General features: G+C 68.5%; 16 protein-coding genes. 7 read left to right on the top strand and 9 right to left on the bottom strand.

What is annotated here, in order from left to right:
- Positions 1–30: 30 nt before the first annotated feature.
- The 6 genes from pgl to tkt form a co-directional block, all read right to left on the bottom strand.
- A complete protein-coding gene (gene pgl, locus J2W14_RS15105) occupies positions 31–837 on the bottom strand; it encodes a 6-phosphogluconolactonase (protein ID WP_307464000.1) in 807 nt (268 codons plus the stop codon).
- On the bottom strand, positions 827–1,768 hold the full coding sequence (locus J2W14_RS15100) for a glucose-6-phosphate dehydrogenase assembly protein OpcA (protein WP_307463999.1): 942 nt from the start codon (positions 1,766–1,768) through the stop codon (positions 827–829). Before J2W14_RS15100 ends, pgl begins: the two co-directional genes overlap by 11 nt.
- Positions 1,765–3,339, bottom strand: coding sequence for a glucose-6-phosphate dehydrogenase (zwf, locus tag J2W14_RS15095; RefSeq protein ID WP_307463997.1), 1,575 nt, complete (start codon positions 3,337–3,339; stop codon positions 1,765–1,767). Before zwf ends, J2W14_RS15100 begins: the two co-directional genes overlap by 4 nt.
- Before the next feature lie 15 nt (positions 3,340–3,354).
- Positions 3,355–4,989 (bottom strand): glucose-6-phosphate isomerase, encoded by a 1,635-nt coding sequence (locus tag J2W14_RS15090; protein ID WP_307463995.1) that lies wholly within the window; start codon positions 4,987–4,989, stop codon positions 3,355–3,357.
- A 4-nt stretch (positions 4,990–4,993) separates the two neighbouring features.
- Positions 4,994–6,124 (bottom strand): transaldolase, encoded by a 1,131-nt coding sequence (gene tal, locus J2W14_RS15085; protein WP_307463993.1) that lies wholly within the window; start codon positions 6,122–6,124, stop codon positions 4,994–4,996.
- A 69-nt stretch (positions 6,125–6,193) separates the two neighbouring features.
- A complete protein-coding gene (gene tkt, locus J2W14_RS15080; RefSeq protein WP_307464363.1) occupies positions 6,194–8,311 on the bottom strand; it encodes a transketolase in 2,118 nt (705 codons plus the stop codon).
- 516 nt (positions 8,312–8,827) lie between these two features.
- On the opposite strand from tkt, the gene J2W14_RS15075 reads away from it, so the two are divergent.
- Positions 8,828–9,790: a heme o synthase gene (locus J2W14_RS15075; protein WP_307463991.1), complete on the top strand. Its 963-nt coding sequence runs from the start codon at positions 8,828–8,830 to the stop codon at positions 9,788–9,790.
- A gap of 109 nt (positions 9,791–9,899) precedes the next feature.
- Here J2W14_RS15075 and J2W14_RS15070 read toward each other — a convergent pair whose 3' ends face one another.
- From J2W14_RS15070 to J2W14_RS15060, 3 genes are read right to left on the bottom strand one after another with little or no spacing between them, the layout of a single operon-like run.
- Positions 9,900–10,844 carry a COX15/CtaA family protein gene (locus J2W14_RS15070; protein WP_307463990.1) on the bottom strand — a complete coding sequence of 315 codons (945 nt, stop codon included), beginning with the start codon at positions 10,842–10,844 and terminating at the stop codon, positions 9,900–9,902.
- A 7-nt stretch (positions 10,845–10,851) separates the two neighbouring features.
- Positions 10,852–11,676 (bottom strand): ABC transporter permease, encoded by an 825-nt coding sequence (locus J2W14_RS15065; RefSeq protein WP_307463988.1) that lies wholly within the window; start codon positions 11,674–11,676, stop codon positions 10,852–10,854.
- Positions 11,673–12,641 carry an ABC transporter ATP-binding protein gene (locus J2W14_RS15060; protein WP_307463986.1) on the bottom strand — a complete coding sequence of 323 codons (969 nt, stop codon included), beginning with the start codon at positions 12,639–12,641 and terminating at the stop codon, positions 11,673–11,675. The genes J2W14_RS15065 and J2W14_RS15060 overlap by 4 nt, the downstream gene beginning before the upstream one ends.
- Positions 12,642–12,802: 161 nt before the next feature.
- On the opposite strand from J2W14_RS15060, the gene J2W14_RS15055 reads away from it, so the two are divergent.
- From J2W14_RS15055 to J2W14_RS15030, 6 genes are all read left to right on the top strand, one after another.
- The gene (locus J2W14_RS15055; protein ID WP_307463983.1) at positions 12,803–13,684 is read left to right on the top strand and encodes a helix-turn-helix transcriptional regulator; all 882 of its coding nucleotides are present in this window, start codon (positions 12,803–12,805) and stop codon (positions 13,682–13,684) included.
- A complete protein-coding gene (gene sufB / locus J2W14_RS15050; RefSeq protein ID WP_282379218.1) occupies positions 13,684–15,147 on the top strand; it encodes a Fe-S cluster assembly protein SufB in 1,464 nt (487 codons plus the stop codon). Before J2W14_RS15055 ends, sufB begins: the two co-directional genes overlap by 1 nt.
- A complete protein-coding gene (gene sufD / locus J2W14_RS15045; protein ID WP_307463978.1) occupies positions 15,147–16,433 on the top strand; it encodes a Fe-S cluster assembly protein SufD in 1,287 nt (428 codons plus the stop codon). Before sufB ends, sufD begins: the two co-directional genes overlap by 1 nt.
- Positions 16,434–16,465: 32 nt before the next feature.
- Entirely contained in the window at positions 16,466–16,825 is a 360-nt protein-coding gene (locus tag J2W14_RS15040) for a non-heme iron oxygenase ferredoxin subunit (RefSeq protein WP_224046469.1), read from the top strand.
- 89 nt (positions 16,826–16,914) lie between these two features.
- Complete coding sequence (sufC, locus tag J2W14_RS15035; RefSeq protein WP_307463976.1) at positions 16,915–17,712, top strand: Fe-S cluster assembly ATPase SufC; 798 nt, start codon at positions 16,915–16,917, stop codon at positions 17,710–17,712.
- A 12-nt stretch (positions 17,713–17,724) separates the two neighbouring features.
- Entirely contained in the window at positions 17,725–18,057 is a 333-nt protein-coding gene (locus tag J2W14_RS15030) for a metal-sulfur cluster assembly factor (protein WP_056434018.1), read from the top strand.
- Positions 18,058–18,187 lie beyond the last annotated feature (130 nt).

Below are 18,187 nucleotides of genomic sequence, written 5' to 3'. Positions count from 1 at the left end.
GGGATAGCGCAGGGCAGTAGCCCTGCCGGGCTAACTCTTCCGGACCAGCTGCGCCGGAACCCGGGCGGCCGCGTTTTCGTCGATCAGCCAGAGAGTTTCGTTCCGGCCCCGCGGGCCGGCCGCCGGTACCTGCACCGGGTTGGCGCCCGCAAGGGCCAGCCCCACGGCGCCGGCCTTGTCCTCGCCGGCGACGACCATCCAGATTTCCGAGGCCGTGTTGATGGCTGGCAGCGTCAGGGAAACCCGCAGTGGCGGCGGCTTGGGGGAGTTGCGGACCCCCACCACGGACAGTTCCTTCTCCCGGATGCCGGCCTGTTCGGGGAAGAGCGACGCAACGTGTGCGTCCGGCCCCACCCCCAGCAGGACGATGTCGAAGCGGGGGAGCGCTGACGGGTGTTCCGGCCGGTCATCGGACATGTCCGCGGCGTGTTCGGCGGTCGCAGCCTCGCTGAGCCGGCGGGCGTAGTCCGCAGCCGCTTCCTCGGGCGTGTCGAAGTCGTTGGTGGACCCGGGCACGTGGATCCGTGCCGGGTCCGCGTTGATGCGTGAGAGCAGCGCCTCGTGGGCCTGGTAGGCGTTGCGTTCGGGGTCGTCGGCGGCGACGAAGCGCTCATCGCCCCACCAGAAATTGACCTTGGACCAGTCGACGGCGGGGGACGCCGGCGACTCGGCCACGGCCTTGAGCGAGCCGATGCCCATCGACCCGCCGGTAAGCACCACCGTCGCCTCGCCGTGTTTGTCCTGGATGTCCACCAGCTTGGTGATCAGGCGGGCCGCGATGGCTGCCATCAGGACGGACGAGTCGGGATGGATGCTTACTCTGGGGTCAGCGCTCACTGGGACGGACACTCCTTAGATTGGTACGTGGCAGTCCAATAGTAATCACTTCACCGAAGACTTCGTCCGGGTCGAGGCGGCGCAGTTCTTCGGCCAGGCAGTCCTTGAGGCTGCGGCGCGGCAGCGAGATGCGCTGCACGGGCTGCCCGGGCTGGCTCAGTTCCGCCACGGTGAGGCCGGGCCGGAACAGCTGCACGTCCCCTGCAGTGCGGGTGAGCCGCACCCGCCGGATCCCGGTGCCGGCCGGGTCCGCGACGATCGTGACCGGCGCGTCCAGGGCCAGGGTGAGCCAGGCGGCGAGCAGGATCGTGCTGGGGGAGTCCGAGGCGCCTTCGACGGCGACGGCCGTGACCGGAGAGCCGTTCACCTGGTCCAGGGCCGCGGCGAGCTGGATCCGCCAGTTGGTCAGGCGGGTCCAGGCCAGATCCGTGTCGCCGGCCTTGTAGGTGCGGCGGATGTTCTCCAGGGCGCGCTGCGGGTCGTTCTCGTTGGCCGAGTCCGTGATCCGGCGGTGCGCGATCCGGCCGATGGAGGTCTCGCACGCGGCCTTCGGCGCGCCGTGCGGCCACCAGGCCACGATCGGCGCGTCCGGCAGCAGCAGGGCCGCTACCAGCGATTCGCTTTCCTCCGCGAGCTCACCGTAGCCGCGGAGCAGGATGACCTCGGAGGCTCCGGCGTCACCGCCCACCCGGATCTGCGCATCCAGCCGGGTCGGGGCCTTGGCGCCGGCGTCGGCGAGAACGATGATCCGGCAGGGGTGTTCCCGGCTGGCCTCGTTGGCGGCCTCGATGGCCTCCTCTTCGAGCCCGGACTTGGTGACGACCACGAGGGTCAGCACCCGGCCCAGGGCGATCACGCCGCCCTGCTCGCGCAGCGCCATGATCTTCTTGGAAATCTTGGAGGTGGTGGTGTCGGGAAGATCTACGATCATGGCCTTCTCCAGGTTCGTCCGTCGCGGGCAAGGAGCTCGTCGGCGGAGGGCGGTCCCCAGCTTCCGGGGGCATAGGGTTCGGGCTGTTCGGCCAGGGACGCCCAGTAGTCCTCGAACGGGTCCAGGATCTTCCAGGACAGTTCGACTTCCGCGTGGCGCGGGAACAGCGGCGGCTCGCCGAGCAGCACATCAAGGATGAGCCGTTCGTAGGCCTCAGGGCTGGACTCCGTGAAGGAGTGGCCGTAGCCGAAGTCCATGGTCACGTCGCGGACCTCCATCTGCGTGCCGGGAACCTTGGACCCGAAGCGGATGGTGGCGCCCTCGTCGGGCTGGACCCGGATCACCACGGCGTTCTGGCCGAAGTCGTCCTCGCCGTGGTCGGTGAAGAGCAGGTTGGGGGCGCGTTTGAGCACGACGGCGATCTCGGTCACCCGCCGGCCCAGCCGCTTGCCGGCGCGCAGGTAGAACGGCACCCCGGACCAGCGGCGGGTGTTGATGTCGACGCGGATCGCGGCGAACGTCTCGGTGGTGGAGTCGGCGGGGATGCCGTCCTCCTCGAGGTAGCCGACCACTTTTTCGCCGCCCTGCCAGCCACCGGTGAACTGCCCGCGCGCCGAATGGGTGGAGAGGTCCTCGGGGAGCCGGACGGCGGCGAGGACCTTTTCCTTCTCCGCGCGCAGGTCATCGGCGTTGAAGGAAATCGGTTCCTCCATCGCGGTCAGCGCCAGGAGCTGGAGCAGGTGGTTCTGAATGACGTCGCGGGCCGCGCCGACGCCGTCGTAATAGCCCGCCCGGCCGCCGGTGCCGATGTCCTCGGCCATGGTGATCTGGACGTGGTCCACGTAGTTCGCGTTCCAGAGCGGCTCGAAGAGCTGGTTGGCGAAGCGCAGCGCCAGGATGTTCTGCACCGTCTCCTTGCCCAGGTAATGGTCGATCCGGAAGACCGCGTCCTGCGGGAAGACCGACTCGACGATGTCGTTGAGCTGCCGGGCCGACTCGAGGTCGTGGCCGAACGGCTTCTCGATCACCACGCGCCGCCACTTGTCCCCCTCGGCCTGGGCCAGGCCGTGCTTGGAGAGCTGCCGGCAGACCAGTTCGAAGGCGTTCGGCGGGATGGAGAGGTAGAACGCGTGGTTGCCGCGCGTCCCCCGCTGCTCATCGAGTTCGTCGATGGTTTCGGACAGCCGCTTGAAGGCGTCGTCGTCGTCGAACTCGCCCTGCACGAAGCGGATGCCCTCGGCGAGCTGCGTCCACACCGTTTCATCGAACGGGGTGCGGGCGTAGGCCTTGACCGCGGTCTTCACCTCGGCGGCGAAGTCCTCGTTCTCCCAGTTCCGCCGGGCGAAGCCCACCAGCGCGAAGCTGGGCGGGAGCAACCCGCGGTTGGCCAGGTCGTAGACGGCCGGCATGAGCTTCTTGCGTGCGAGGTCCCCCGTGACCCCGAACAGGACCAGCGACGACGGTCCGGCAATACGGTTCAGGCGGCGGTCGCGCGGGTCGCGGAGCGGGTTGCGGGCAGGCCGTCCCGAACGCGTCGCGGAACTGCGGCCGCCATTGTGTTTGTCTGGCATGGTTGCGTGGGTGCCTTAGCTTTTGGAGGAGGGGTCTGCCTGGCCGGCCAGCGCGGAGACGATCTCCTGGAGCTGGCGGACGCCGGCGGCGCGGTCCGTGAGGTGCAGGCGGAGGACCGGGCGGCCGTGTTCGGACAGTACCTGCGCATCGCCGGCGGCCTGCGCGGAGATCAGCTCGCCGAAGGTGAAGGGACGGTCCGGGATGGCCAGATCGGTGGCGGACGCGGCCGTCACCTGCAGGAAGACGCCGATCGCGGGTCCGCCCTTGTGGAACTGCCCGGTGGAGTGCAGGAACCGCGGACCCCAGCCGAAGGTCACGGGACGGCCGCTGAGCGCTGCCAGCTGGTCCCGGACCCCCTCGAGGGGCGCGTAGGCGAGCCGGTCGAAGTAGGCCTGGACGCTGAGGTAGCTATCTGGGGCCAGCTCGCCGAGCAGGGCGCTGACAGCCCCGGCCGCGGTGCTTGCGCCGCCGAGCCAGTCCCCGCCGCGGACCTCGATGGCGCCGTCGGTGAAGGTCGCCGGCGTCGGTTCCGGCTGCGCGTCCAGCAGGCCGCGGGCGGCCACCTTGGCGGCCTCGACGTCGGGCTGGTCATAGGGGTTGATCCCGAGGAGCCGCCCGGCGACCGCGGTGGCGAACTCCCACGTCATCATCTGGGTCGGCAGGCCGCCGGCGATCGCGACCTCGTTTTCGCCGAGTTCGACGTCGGCGTCCGCCGCGACGAGGCGGACCACCAGGACGTCGGGGGCGCCGAGGGTGGCCTCCGGGGAGGACGGCCCGGCGACGACCGGCAGCACACCGGTGCCGAGCTTTCCGGTGGACTCGGCGATGAGCTGTTCGGCCCAGTCCGCGAAGCCCTTGATCCCGGAGCCGTCCTCGGCGATGACGATCTTGTCGCGCAGCGGGCTGGTGCCGCCCAGCGCCGCGCCGAGGGCGAGGCCGATGTTTTCCTCGCCGTCCTCATTGAGGACCTCGGCGGCTTCCTCCGCCTCGTCCAGGAAGGCCTGGATGTCCACGCCGGCCAGTCCGCACGGCACCATACCGAACGCGGTGAGCGCCGAGTAGCGTCCGCCGACGGTGGGGTCAGCGTTGAAGACGGCGCGGTAGCCGGCCTCCCGGGAGGCCTTGTCCAGCGGCGAACCCGGGTCGGTGACGATGATGATGCGGCTCTTCGCGTCGAGCCCGGCCTCGGTGAAGGCATGCTCGAAGATCCGGCGCTGCGAATCCGTCTCCAGGGTCGAGCCAGACTTGGAGGACACCACAATCGCGGTTTCGGCCAGCCGGTCCGCGAGTGCGGCGGCGACCTGTTCCGGGTCCGTGCTGTCCAGCACGGTCAGCTCGACGCCAGCGGTTCCGGCGATGACCTCGGGGGCCAGCGAGGATCCGCCCATGCCGCACAGGACAATCCGGCTGACGCCGTCGGCGCGCAGGGCGTCACGGAGGGCCAGGATGTCCGCAACCAGCCGCTGGGAGACGGTGGCCGCCTCGACCCAGCCGAGCCGGACGGAGGCCTCGGCCTCCGCGTCGGGACCCCACAGCGTGGGGTCCTTGGCGAAGATCCGGGTCGCGACCTTGTCTGCCAGCAGGGCGGGCAGGTGCTGTTCGTGGGCGAGGCGTGCGGCGCCGGTGGCGTCGTAGCTGAGAGTGGTCATGGGACTATGCGTCCTTCCGTGCAGCGGCGAGGGCTGCCTCGACGTCTGCCAGCAGTTCCTTCCAGCTGGCCACGAACTTGTCCAGACCTTCGGATTCGAGCACCGCGACGACCTCGTTGTACGAGATGCCGAGGGCATCGAGGGCGTTCAAGGTGGCGTTGGCGTCGTTGTAGCCGCGGCTGATCGTGTTGCCGGTGACGGTGCCGTGGTCGAAGGTCGCGTCGAGGGTCTTTTCCGGCATGGTGTTCACGACGCCGGGGGCAACGAGTTCCGTGACGTACAGGGTGTCCGGGTAGGCCGGGTCCTTGACGCCGGTGGAGGCCCATAGCGGGCGCTGCGGGAGGGCTCCGGCGTCGGCCAGGACGGCCCAGCGCTCGGTGGAGAAGAGCTCCTCGTAGACCTGGTAGGCCAGGCGGGCGTTCGCGAGGCCGGCTTTGCCCTTGAGGGCGCGGGCCTCGTCGGTGCCGATGGCGTCGAGGCGCTTGTCGATTTCGGCGTCGACGCGGGAGACGAAGAACGACGCGACCGAGTGGATCTTGGAGAGGTCGTGGCCGTTGTCCTTGGCCTGCTCCAGGCCGGACTGGAACGCGTTGATGACGGCGCGGTAGCGCTCCAGGGAGAAGATCAGCGTGACGTTGACGCTGATGCCGGCGGCGAGGGTGGCGGTGATGGCCTCCAGGCCCTCAAGGGTCGCCGGGATCTTGATCAGGACGTTGTCCTTGTTGACCTGGGCGTGGAGTTCCTTCGCCTCGGTGATGGTGCCGGCGGTGTCCCAGGCCAGGCGCGGGTCAACCTCGATCGAGACACGGCCGTCGACGCCCCTTGTGGCCGCGGCCACCGGCGCGAAGAGGTCGCAGGCGTCGGCGACGTCGGACGTGGTGATCGCGAAGACGGTCTCCTCGACGCTGGCGCCGGAGGCGGCCTTGGCGGCGATGATGTCGTCGTAGTCGTGACCGGTGGTGATGGCCGCGTGGAAGATCGACGGGTTCGTGGTGACGCCCACGACGTTCTTCTCTTCGATCAGCTTGCGCAGCGTGCCGGTGGAGAGGCGGCCGCGGGAGAGGTCATCAAGCCAGATCGAGACGCCGGCGTCGGAGAGCTGCTGCGTGGGGGTCGTGCTGGGGGTGGTGCTCATGTGTAACTCCTGAAGTCTGGGGCCGCCGCCCTTTGTTGGGGCGGCGGCCCGGAAAGCGTGAAGTTGGGGTCAGGCCGGAAGGCCCGCGAGGGATTCCCTGGCTGCGGCGGCAACGGCCTCCGCGGTGATGCCGAATTCCTGGAACAGGCGCTTGTAGTCCGCCGAGGCGCCGAAGTGCTCGAGGCTGATGGAACGGCCGGCGTCGCCGACGAATTCCTTCCAGCCCAGGGCGAGCCCGGCTTCGACGGATACCCGTGCCTTGACTGCCGCCGGAAGCACCGCTTCGCGGTAGGCGGCGTCCTGCTTGTTGAACCACTCCACACAGGGCATCGACACCACGCGGGTGGGGATGCCCTCGGCCTGGAGCGCTTCGCGGGCGTGCACTGCCAGCTGGACTTCCGAGCCGGTGCCGATCAGGATGACCTGAGGCGTGGCGGTCCGGCCGTCGGCCGAGGCTTCCGCCAGGACGTAGCCGCCCCTCGCGACGCCGGCGGTGGAACCGAAGGTGTCGCCCTCGGCGTCAGAGGTTCCGCGCGCATAGGTGGGAATGTTCTGGCGGGTCAGCACGATGCCGGCAGGGTTCTCGTGGTTCTCGAGCATGACCTTCCAGGCCGCTGCGACCTCGTTCGCATCGCCCGGGCGGACGACATCCAGGCCAGGGATGGCCCGGAGGGTGGCGAGCTGCTCCACCGGCTGGTGGGTCGGTCCGTCTTCGCCGAGGCCGATCGAGTCGTGCGTCCAGACGTACAGCGACGGGACCCCCATGAGGGCACCGAGGCGGATGGCCGGGCGCTGGTAGTCGCTGAAGATCAGGAACGTGCCCGAGAACGCGCGGGTGCGGCCGTGCAGGCTGATGCCGTTCACGATCGACGCGGCGGCGTGCTCGCGGATGCCGAAGTGCAGCACCCGTCCGTAGGGGTTGCCCTTCCAGGCGGCCGTGGAGCGGGAGGCCGGGATGAACGACGGCGAGCCCTCGATCGTGGTGTTGTTCGATTCGGCGAGGTCGGCGGAGCCGCCCCACAGCTCCGGCATGACCGGGCCGATCGCGTTCAGGACCTTGCCGGACGCGGCGCGGGTGGAGACGTCCTTGCCGGCTTCGAATACCGGGAGCGCGGCGTCGAGCTCGGCCGGGAGCTTGCGGGCCTCGACGCGTTCGAGCAGCGCGGCGGCCTCGGCGTTGGACGACTGCCAGGCCTCGAAGGCCGCCTGCCATTCGGTGCGGGCGGCCGCGCCGCGGTCCACGGCTTCACGGGCGTGGGCCAGGACGTCGTCGTCGACCTGGAACGTGCGCTCCGGGTCGAAGCCGAGGATCTTCTTCAGTGCGGCGACTTCCTCGGCACCGAGGGCGGAGCCGTGGATCTTGCCGGTGTTCTGCTTCTTGGGGGCCGGGTAGCCGATGATGGTGCGCAGCGAGATGATCGACGGCTTGCCCGTCTCGGCCTTCGCGGCCAGGAGCGCGGCGTGCAGTTCCTGCACGTCCTCCTTGTATTCCCCGGTCCGGGTCCAGTCCACACGCTGGGTGTGCCAGCCGTAGGCCTCGTAGCGGGCCAGGACATCCTCGGTGAACGCGATGTCGGTGTCGTCCTCGATCGAGATGTGGTTCTCGTCGTAAATCACCACGAGGTTCCCGAGCTCCTGGTGTCCGGCGAGCGAGGAAGCCTCGGAGGTCACGCCTTCCTGGAGGTCGCCGTCGGAGGCGATGACCCAGATGGTGTGGTCGAAGGGGCTGGTGCCTTCGGCGGCGTCGGCGTCGAACAGCCCGCGCATGCGGCGCTGGGAGTAGGCGAAGCCGACCGCGGAGGCGAGGCCCTGGCCGAGCGGGCCGGTGGTGATCTCGACGCCGGCGGTGTGCTTGTATTCCGGGTGGCCGGGGGTCAGCGAACCCCAGGTGCGCAGCGCCTCAAGGTCCTTCAGTTCCAGGCCGTAGCCGGAAAGGAAGAGCTGGATGTACAGCGTGAGGGAGGTGTGGCCGGGGGAGAGGACGAAACGGTCCCGTCCCAGCCAGTCGGGGTTCTTCGGGTCGTGCCGCATCAACTTCTGGAAGAGAAGGTAGGCGGCCGGTGCCAGACTCATGGCGGTGCCGGGGTGGCCGTTGCCGACCTTCTCCACCGCGTCGGCGGCGAGGACACGGATGGTGTCCACGGCGCGCTGGTCCAGACTGGTCCAAGACAGTTCTTGCTCTTCCAAATGTGGCACGAAAACCGGGCCCCTCTCTGTGCTGATGGCGGGTGGTATGGTCAGTCCCGTCCGGGGCACAGTTCGGTGCCCGCTGCGGTACGTACCAGCCGTTCACCATCGAAACGTTGATCTATCATTCAGCGGCATTCGCCAGTGCACACCTGCAGACATCTGCAGGAAGGTACATCCAGCACTAGCTAAGGCCTTTTGGCCGTTCCTCTGCGCGCTGATCTGCAGACAGCTTAGCCCTATTCCACCGGGCGGGTGCTGTATATCTCACCAATTGGACCGGATTTCGGCTTATATGAATCACCGGCGTCCGCGGCGGCTGTGAGCCCGCGTTAATCTGTTTGAATCACGGGTCTCCGCCGGCAGCGTTCCCGGGACCGGTCGGGCTGTGCCTGCACGGTATGATGGTTCGTGGCTACCAACGGGGGCGGGGACACTCCTGCGCGCTGCGCGGACCCCTCCGATATGCACCCCGCGTTGCGGAACCAGCCGGACTGAACAGCCAGACAGAACAGAGTGACTGCCACCGTGAGCACAACAGATACGCCGCTGAACGCCTCTCCCATCCGCGGAAGAATCGGCTTCGCCCGCAAGGCCAAGGCCTATCTGGCGCTCACGAAACCCCGCGTCATCGAGCTCCTGCTGGTCAGCACCCTGCCGACCATGATCTACGCCGAGCGCGGCTTCCCGTCGATCGGCCTGATCGTGGCCACCCTGGTGGGCGGTGCCTTCGCCGCCGGCAGCGCGGGCGCCTTCAACTGCTACATAGACCGCGACATCGACAAACTCATGCACCGCACCGAGAACCGGCCGCTCGTCACCGGCGAGGTCACGCCCCGCGAGGCGATGGTGTTCTCCTGGCTCCTCGGCGCGGCCGCGATCGCGATCCTCTGGTTCGGCGCCAACCCGCTCGCCGCCTGGCTCGGGCTGGGGGCGATCGTCTTCTACGTGGTCATCTACACGATGATCCTCAAGCGCCGCACGGCCCAGAACATCGTCTGGGGCGGGGCGGCCGGCTGCTTCCCGGTGCTGATTGCCTGGGCCGCCGTGACCAACACGGTCGAGTGGCCCGCCGTCGTGCTCTTTATGGTCATCTTCCTGTGGACGCCGCCGCACTACTGGCCGCTGTCCATGCGCTACGGCGAGGACTACCGCAACGCCAACGTGCCGATGCTCGGTGCGATCGCCGGGGCCAAGGTCGTCTCCGTCCAGGTGGTCCTATACGCGTGGGCCATGGTCGCGTGCTCGCTGCTGCTCGTCCCGGCCGGCGGCGCCGGCTGGGTCTACACCGTCACCGCGGTCCTCGCCGGTGCCTGGTTCCTCTACGAATCGCACGCCCTGTACAACCGGGCACAGGCCGGCGACGTGTCCAACAAGGGCGCCATGAAGGTCTTCCACGGCTCGATCAGCTACCTGACCCTGCTCTTCATCGCCCTGGCCGTCGACCCGTTCGTCGGTTCCCCCATCATGGGCGGCTAGCCCCGCCCCTCCGCAACACCAACGCGGGGTCACTTACGGCCCATCCGGACTCCCGGAATGGGCCGTAAGTGACCCCGCGTTGTTTTGTGTGCGGCTGGGGGTGCGGCGGCTACTTGACCGGGCTGCTGCGGGCCAGGTCGGCGGCGTTGGTGGCCGCGCTCATCAGCAGGGCGGCGGCGAGCATGTGCGCCGCGACCAGGAGCGCCGGGATGCCGTTGTAGTACTGGGTGAAGCCGATGGCGGCCTGCAGCACGGTGACACCCAGGAGCATCACGACGGCGGTGCGGAACGGGCCGGGGATCCGGTCGCGGAGGACGAGGTAGAGCGCGAACAGCGCCCCGGCGGTCACCAGGTAGGCCGGCGCCGCGTGAATGTGCGAGAACAGGTCCCAGTCCAGGTTGTTGCGCGGCGCGTCGGCGTCGCCCGCGTGCGGGCCCGCGCCGGTGACGACAACGCCCAGGCAGACGGCCAGGGCGGAGAACAGCGCGACGGCGGTCATCAGCGGGCGCGCGACACCCGGCAGGGCCGGCAGTTCAGCGACCCGGAAGCGGCCCGTCCGCCCGTAGGCACGGTTGACCAGCAGGGTGGCCACGACCACGAGCGCCATGGAGACCAGGAAGTGCAGGCCGACGACCCAGGGGTTCAGCTGGGTCAGCACCGTGATGCCGCCGATGACGGCCTGCGCCGGGATGCTGGCGAGCAGGCCCAGGGCCAGCACGAAGAGGTCGCGGCGTTCCCTGCGGAGGTTCCAGAGATACACCAGCATGGCGACGGCGACGGCGGCCAGCGCGAACGTCAGGAGGCGGTTGCCGAATTCGATGATGCCGTGGATGCCCATTTCCGGGGTATTCACGAGCGACGAGTCCGTGCAGCGCGGCCACGTGGGGCAGCCCAGGCCCGACGAGGTGAGACGGACCGCGCCGCCGGTCACGATCAGGACGGTCTGGCCGATCAGGGACAGCACCGCCAGCCGCTGCACCGTCGTGTTGACGGTGACGGGCAGCCAGGCGATGTTCCGGGACGCGGTCCGGGGAGGGCGGGAGGCCGTGCTCACAGTTTTCTCAATTCCATTTGAACCAACGGGTGGCTGCGCCGCCGGCGATCGCCGTCCAGAGCAGCAGGACAAGTACCGGGACCGGGCTGACGGTCCCCGACAGGAAGGCTTCCCTCATGGCCTGTCCCAGGGCGCCGGAGGGGAGAAAGTGCACGATCGACTCCAGCAGGGCGGGCAGCCGCTCGGCCGGGATCACGATCCCGCCGAGGGCACCAAGCAGGATCCACAGCAGGTTGGTGATCGCGAGGGTCGCCTCCGGCCGGACGGTCCCGGCAACAAGCAGGCCCAGCGCCGTGAAGGCCGCCGCACCGAGCACCAGCAGCGCCAGCCCCGGGGCCCAGCCCAGCGGATCCGGCTGCCAGCCCAGCAGCAGGGCCACGGCCGTGACCACCAGCACCTGCAGCGCCAGGACCGCGAGGACCGCAAGGACTTTCCCGGCGATCAGACCGGTGCGCCCCAGGGGAGTGGTGGAGAGGAACCGCAGGACCCCGTAGCGGCGGTCAAAACCCGTGGAGATGCCCTGGCCGGTGAACGCGGTGGACATGGCACACAGCGCGAGGATCCCCGGCACGGCAACATTGATCCGGCTCGCGCCGAAGCCGTCCAGCAGGGGCGTGACCGTCAGTCCCACCATGGCCAGCAGCGGCAGCACGACCGCCAGGATCAGCTGTTCGCCGTTCCGGAGCATGGTGATCGTCTCGTACTTGCCCTGCAGCGCGATGCGCCGCAGCAGCGGGGCCGGGGCACTGCCAGGGGAACGGTCCGGCGCGGCGCTGACGGGCCGTGCGCTGCCGGGCGGTGCGCTGCCCAGGGCGGCACTATCGCTGGTCATCGGATCTCCCTTCCGGAGATGTCGAGAAAGACGTCCTCAAGGCTGCGGGCTTCAAGGCTCAGCGAGCGGGGCATAATGCCCCGCGCGGCCCACCACGCGGTGATGGCCGCGAGGTCCGCGGCGGTCAGCGCGCCGGTGGCGGCGTAGCTGCCGGCCCGCGCCTCGGTGACGTTGACGCCGTCGGGCAGCACTCCGGTGAAATCCAGTCCGGGGTCGGTCTCGAACAGCAGGGTGCGGATGTGCTGCTCCCCGGCCTCCGGGGGGAGGGGGTGCTGCAGGAGCTGCGCGACGGTCCCCTCGGCAACGTTGCGGCCGGCGTCGATGATGTAGACATAATCGGCGAGGCGCTGGGCGTCATCCATCAGGTGGGTGGTCAGGACGATCCCCATCCCGCGGTTCCGGAGTTCGGAGATGAGCTCGAATACGAGCTGGCGCGACTGCGGGTCCAGGCCGGCGCTCGGCTCGTCCAGGAAGAGCACCTCGGGGTTGCCCACCAGCGCGGCCGCGAGCGCGAGCCGCTGCTTCTGCCCGCCGGACAGCCGCCGCACGGACGTCCGGCTGAACGTGTCGATCCCCAGCCGCTCGATGAGCTCCCCGACCGGCCACGGGTCCTGGTACATCCCGGCAATATGCTTGAGCAGGGGAATGGGACGGGCCGACGGCGGCAGCCCGCCGTCCTGGAGCATTACCCCGACGCGGGCCCGGAGTGCGGCCCCCGCGGTGTCCGGGTCCTCCCCGAGGAGGCTGATGCTGCCGTGCGTGCGTTTCTGCAGGCCCTGCGCGCATTCGATGGTGGTGGTCTTGCCCGCGCCGTTGGCCCCCAGCAGGGCCGTGACCTGTCCGCGTTCGGCGACGAGGGAAAGGCCGCTGACCACGCGCAGCATTTTGCCGTCGAGGGTGGGCAGCGGCCCTACATCCTTGACTAGCCCGCTGATGGACAGGACGGGGGATTCGGGGGATCGCACCACAGCATTCTACGGGATGTAGTACGCCCGGGTCCGGCCGGCGGCCGGACCCGGGCCGGGGAACGGCGCACGGCGGCGGTTCAAGGCGGCTGCTCCCGCCGGGGGCCGAGGATAGCCATGCCTTACTGGCCCGGGGGACTAAATTACGACATGATTGTGTTGTGTATTCCATGAGCTCCTCAACTTCTGTTGCGCCCGCCGGGCGCGGCCGCCTGCGCGTGGCCCCTGGCGCGTCGGCGCCAGCGGGATCCGTCGCGGCGGGATCCGCGGCGGCCCAGGCGGCCACCGCCTTCCCGGCGGTCGACGCCGAAGAGCGCACCCGCGACCGCGTGCTGAACGCAGTACTGGAACACGGCCCCATCAGCGCCGCCGAACTCGGCGACCTGCTCGGGTTCACCCCCGCCGCGGTCCGGCGGCACCTGGACCACCTCTCACGCAGCGGCGTGATCGAGGTCAAGCGCGCGGCCCGGGCCGGCGCCGGGGCAGGGCGCCCCGCCCGCCGCTATGTCCTCAGTTCCCAGGGCCAGTCCACGCTCGGCAACGACTACCTGGACATCGCCACCCTGGCCCTGCAGCGCCTCGGCGAAATGGCCGGGCCCGACGCCGTGCGGCAGTTCGCCGTCGAACGCTTCGGCGAGATGGAACGCCGCTACGCGCCGGAAATCGACGCCGCCGGCCCGGACATCACCGCCCGCGCCCAGGCCCTGTCCGAGGCGCTGAGCCGCGACGGGTTCGTAGCCTCCACCACCTCGATCGAGGCCAAGGCCCCCCTCCCGGCGGCGCTCTCCAGCGTCCAGCTCTGCCAGGGACACTGCCCCATCCAGCAACTGGCCGCGCAGTTCCCGGTGTTCTGCGACGTCGAGACCGACGTGTTCTCCCGGCTGGTCGGCGTCGACGTCCGCCGGCTCTCCACGCTGGCTCGCGGCGGGCACGTCTGCACCACCCACATACCTACAGGCCGTCCGGCCAGGGGGCCTCACAGTCCCGCAACCACCCCGGGCAGCCTGGACGAAGTATCCAACCATCTGCAAGAAAGGCCGTGATGACGGACCAACTATCAGAGAAGAAGGTTGCTGAATCCACTGTGATCTCGGAGATTCTGGAAAAGAATCCCGAGCTCCACGGAATCGGAACCTATGAGTACGGCTGGTCCGACAAGAACGACGTCGGAGCCAACGCCCGCCGCGGCATCAACGAGGACGTCGTCCGCGACATTTCGGCCAAGAAGAGTGAGCCGAAGTGGATGCTGGACCTGCGCCTCAAGGGTCTGAAGTACTTCGACCGCAAGCCTATGCCGACCTGGGGCGCAGACCTCTCCGGCATCGACTTCGACAACATCAAGTACTTCGTGCGGTCTACGGAAAAGCAGGCCAACACCTGGGAAGACCTTCCCGAGGACATCCGGAACACCTATGAGAAGCTGGGCATCCCGGAAGCCGAGCGCAGCCGCCTCGTCTCCGGTGTCGCCGCCCAGTACGAGTCCGAGGTCGTCTACCACCAGATCCGCGAGGACCTGGAACAGCAGGGCGTCATCTTCCTGGACACGGACACCGCGCTGCGCGAGCACCCGGAGATCTTCCAGGAGTACTTCGGCACCATCATCCCGGTCGGCGACAACAAGTTCGCCTCGCTGAACACGGCTGTCTGGTCCGGCGGTTCCTTCGTGTACGTCCCCAAGGGCGTCCACGTGGACATCCCGCTGCAGGCCTACTTCCGCATCAACACGGAAAACATGGGCCAGTTCGAGCGCACGCTGATCATCGCGGACGAGGACTCCTACGTCCACTACATCGAGGGCTGCACCGCGCCGATCTACACCTCGGATTCGCTGCACTCCGCCGTGGTGGAAATCATCGTGAAGAAGGGCGCCCGCGTCCGCTACACGACCATCCAGAACTGGTCCACCAACGTGTACAACCTGGTCACCAAGCGCGCCATCTGCGAAGAGGGCGCCACGATGGAGTGGATCGATGGCAACATCGGCTCCAAGGTCACCATGAAGTACCCGGCCGTCTACCTCGTCGGCGAGGGCGCAAAGGGCGAGACGCTGTCCATCGCGTTTGCGGGCGAAGGCCAGCACCAGGACACCGGCTCGAAGATGGTCCACATCGCGCCGAACACCAAAAGCTCGATCGTCTCCAAGTCCGTGGCCCGCGGCGGCGGCCGCGCCGCCTACCGCGGCCTGGTCCAGGTCCGCGAAGGCGCCAAGCACTCGGCCAACACGGTCCGCTGTGACGCGCTCCTGGTGGACACCATCAGCCGTTCGGACACGTACCCGTACATCGACATCCGCGAGGATGACGTCACGATGGGGCACGAGGCCACGGTCTCGCGGGTCAGCGAAGAGCAGCTGTTCTACCTGATGTCCCGCGGCATGCGTGAAGACGAGGCCATGGCGATGATCGTCCGCGGCTTCATCGAGCCGATTGCCCGTGAGCTGCCGATGGAATACGCCCTCGAGCTGAACCGCCTGATTGAACTGCAGATGGAAGGATCGGTCGGTTAATGACTGACATCACTACTGAAAAGGCCCGCATCGGCGCGCCCTCAGCCAAGCCGTTCATCAACGGCTTCACGGAGGAAGGCGAAAGCCTTTCACCGCTGAACGCCAAGGAGTCCAAGGCCCCGCTCGCCGGCGAAGCCGTCAAGCGGCACTCGCACGGCGGCGGCGTCGGCGTTCCGGACAGCTCACGCGCCGGACGCCTGACCTCCTACAAGCTGGCGGACTTCAAGCCGCTGACCGGCATGGAGGAGGACTGGCGCTTCACCCCGCTCAAGCGCCTCCGCGGCCTGCACACCGAGGTCCTCAACGGCACCGCACCGTCCGTGAGCGTCACCGCCCCGGACAGCGTCACCGTGGAGACCGTCGGCCGCGACGACCGCCGGATCGGCTCGGCAGCGATCCCCGAGGACCGAGTCTCCGCGAACGCCTGGGAGAACTTCACCGAAGCCACCGTCATCACGGTCCCGGCCGAGGCCCAGGTCGACGGCGAGGTCAGCGTCCTGCTGACCGGCCAGGGCACCGAGGCCTCCGCCCAGCACGTGGTGATTGTCGCGGAGAAGTTCTCCAAGTCGGTCGTGGTCCTGGACCACCAGGGCACCGCGGTCGTGGCGGAGAACGTCGAAATCCTCGTGGAGGACGGCGCGCAGCTCACCGTCATCTCGCTCCAGGAATGGAACGACGACGCCGTGCACGCCTCCTCGCAGCAGGTCAAGCTCGGCCGCGACGCCAAGTTCAAGCACATCGTCGTCAGCCTCGGCGGCGACCTCGTGCGCGTCACCCCGTCGGCGCGCTTCACCGCCCCGGGCGCTGAGGTGGAACTGTTCGGCCTGTACTTCGCCGACGCCGGCCAGCACCTGGAGCAGCGCCTCTTCGTCGACCACGCGGTTGCGAACTGCAAGTCCAACGTCCTGTACAAGGGCGCCCTGCAGGGCCGGAACGCGCACACCGTCTGGGTGGGTGACGTCCTGATCCGCAAGGAAGCAGAAGGCACCGACACCTACGAGGCCAACCGCAACCTGGTCCTCACCGACGGCGCCCGCGCCGACTCGGTGCCGAACCTGGAAATCGAGACCGGCCTGATCGCCGGCGCCGGCCACGCCAGCGCCACCGGACGGTTCGATGACCAGCACCTGTTCTACCTGATGGCCCGCGGCATTCCGGAAAAGGTGGCCCGCCGCCTGGTGGTCCGCGGCTTCCTGAACGAGATCATCCAGCAGATCAAGGTTCCGGCCATCGAGGAGCGCCTCACGGCCGCCGTCGAGCGCGAGCTCGCGGCAACGGACAACTAGTTCGCAGCACTAGAGAACACGGAAACTTTTCAATGACTGAACAGCCAAGAGGCGAGCTCGTCTGCAACGCCAGTGAGATCCAACTCAAGCAGGCGCTGCGGATCCTGGTCGACGACTACCCTGTCGCGATCGTGAAGGACTCGATGGGCGAGATCCACGCCATCGGCGACACCTGCTCGCATGCGGACATCTCCCTCTCCGAAGGTGAGGTGGAGGGCTGCATGATCGAGTGTTGGGGCCACGGCTCCCAGTTCGATCTGCGCAGCGGCGAGCCGCTCCAGCTGCCGGCCTATGATCCTGTCCCCGTGTTCGCCGTGACCGTCCTGGATGACGAGGTCTACGTGGACTTCACCAACGTCCTGAACGGTGCCGCGGCCCCGAACTTCAGCTAGCTGCCCGCAGCCGGCAACCCGCACAACAGAACTTATCGACAAGAAACCGCACGGTGCCGGAGGGCACGGTGCAGAGGAGAACAAGGCACATGTCTACTCTTGAGATCAAGGACCTGCACGTCAGCATTGACACCGAGCAGGGCACGAAGGAAATCCTGAAGGGCGTCAGCCTGACCATCCGGACCGGCGAAACCCACGCCATCATGGGTCCGAATGGTTCCGGCAAGTCCACCCTGGCATCCACCATCGCCGGGCACCCGCGCTACAACGTCACCACCGGCACCATCACCCTGGACGGCGAAGATGTCCTCGCGATGAGCGTCGACGAGCGCGCCCGCGCCGGCCTGTTCCTGGCCATGCAGTACCCCGTCGAGGTTCCCGGCGTGAGCATGACGAACTTCCTGCGGACCGCCAAGACCGCCATCGACGGCGAAGCGCCCAAGCTGCGGACCTGGACCAAGGACGTCAAGGCGGCCATGGCGCAGCTGCGCATCGACGCCGACTTCACCCAGCGCAACGTCAACGAGGGCTTCTCCGGCGGCGAGAAGAAGCGCGTCGAGATCCTTCAGCTGGAGCTGTTCAAGCCCAAGTTCGCCATCCTGGACGAGACCGATTCCGGCCTGGACGTCGACGCGCTCAAGGTCGTCTCCGAGGGCGTCAACCGCGCCCACTCCGAGGGCAAGATGGGCACGCTGCTCATCACGCACTACACCCGGATCCTGCGCTACATCAAGCCGGACTTCGTGCACGTGTTCGTTGACGGCCAGGTAGTGGAAGAGGGCGGCCCGGAGCTCGCCGACCGCCTCGAAGAAGAAGGCTACGACCGCTACGCCACCGGCGCCGGAGCAGCCACCATCGCTGCCGCTTCCGCTGCAGCACAGGCCTAGTTAGGACTGGCAATGACCGAACTCAATGTGGCCCGCACGGGCCTCGAGGATGTCGAAGAAGCACTCAAGGATGTCATCGACCCCGAACTGGGCGTGAACATCGTTGATCTGGGCCTGCTGTACGGCCTGAAGTACTCGGACGACGACGGCGCCCTGCTGATCGACATGACGCTCACCACGGCCGCCTGCCCGCTCACCGATGTGATCGAGGAGCAGGTCGGCAAGGCCCTGGACGGGGTCGTCGACGAATGGCGCCTCAACTGGGTATGGATGCCGCCGTGGGGTCCGGAGCGGATCACCGAAGACGGCCGCGACCAGATGCGCGCGCTGGGCTTCAACATCTAGATCCCCACCGTTACGACGACGGCGGGGGGGGGGGGGGGGGGGGGGGGGGGGGGGGGCGCGCGGGGGGGGGCCGGGGGATCGCGCCCCCCCCCGCCCAACAGCCACCCGCGGCAGGCGGAGGCCCCGGAGC

The sequence above is a fragment of the Pseudarthrobacter oxydans genome (assembly GCF_030812335.1).
Taxonomy (GTDB): Bacteria; Actinomycetota; Actinomycetes; order Actinomycetales; family Micrococcaceae; genus Arthrobacter; species Arthrobacter oxydans_B.
The sequence above is the reverse complement of the archived record's forward strand: the minus strand, read 5'-3'. Positions and strand labels throughout refer to the sequence as shown.

Bases quoted from the DNA above. Each gene is read 5' to 3' on its own strand.
- J2W14_RS15065 (WP_307463988.1), bottom strand. From the start codon at position 11,676: ATGACCAGCGATAGTGCCGCCCTGGGCAGCGCACCGCCCGGCAGCGCA.
- sufC (WP_307463976.1), top strand. From the start codon at position 16,915: ATGTCTACTCTTGAGATCAAGGACCTGCACGTCAGCATTGACACCGAG.
- J2W14_RS15030 (WP_056434018.1), top strand. From the start codon at position 17,725: ATGACCGAACTCAATGTGGCCCGCACGGGCCTCGAGGATGTCGAAGAA.
- sufD (WP_307463978.1), top strand. From the start codon at position 15,147: ATGACTGACATCACTACTGAAAAGGCCCGCATCGGCGCGCCCTCAGCC.
- J2W14_RS15100 (WP_307463999.1), bottom strand. From the start codon at position 1,768: ATGATCGTAGATCTTCCCGACACCACCACCTCCAAGATTTCCAAGAAG.
- J2W14_RS15090 (WP_307463995.1), bottom strand. From the start codon at position 4,989: ATGACCACTCTCAGCTACGACGCCACCGGCGCCGCACGCCTCGCCCAC.
- J2W14_RS15040 (WP_224046469.1), top strand. From the start codon at position 16,466: ATGACTGAACAGCCAAGAGGCGAGCTCGTCTGCAACGCCAGTGAGATC.
- sufB (WP_282379218.1), top strand. From the start codon at position 13,684: ATGACGGACCAACTATCAGAGAAGAAGGTTGCTGAATCCACTGTGATC.
- zwf (WP_307463997.1), bottom strand. From the start codon at position 3,339: ATGCCAGACAAACACAATGGCGGCCGCAGTTCCGCGACGCGTTCGGGA.
- tal (WP_307463993.1), bottom strand. From the start codon at position 6,124: ATGAGCACCACCCCCAGCACGACCCCCACGCAGCAGCTCTCCGACGCC.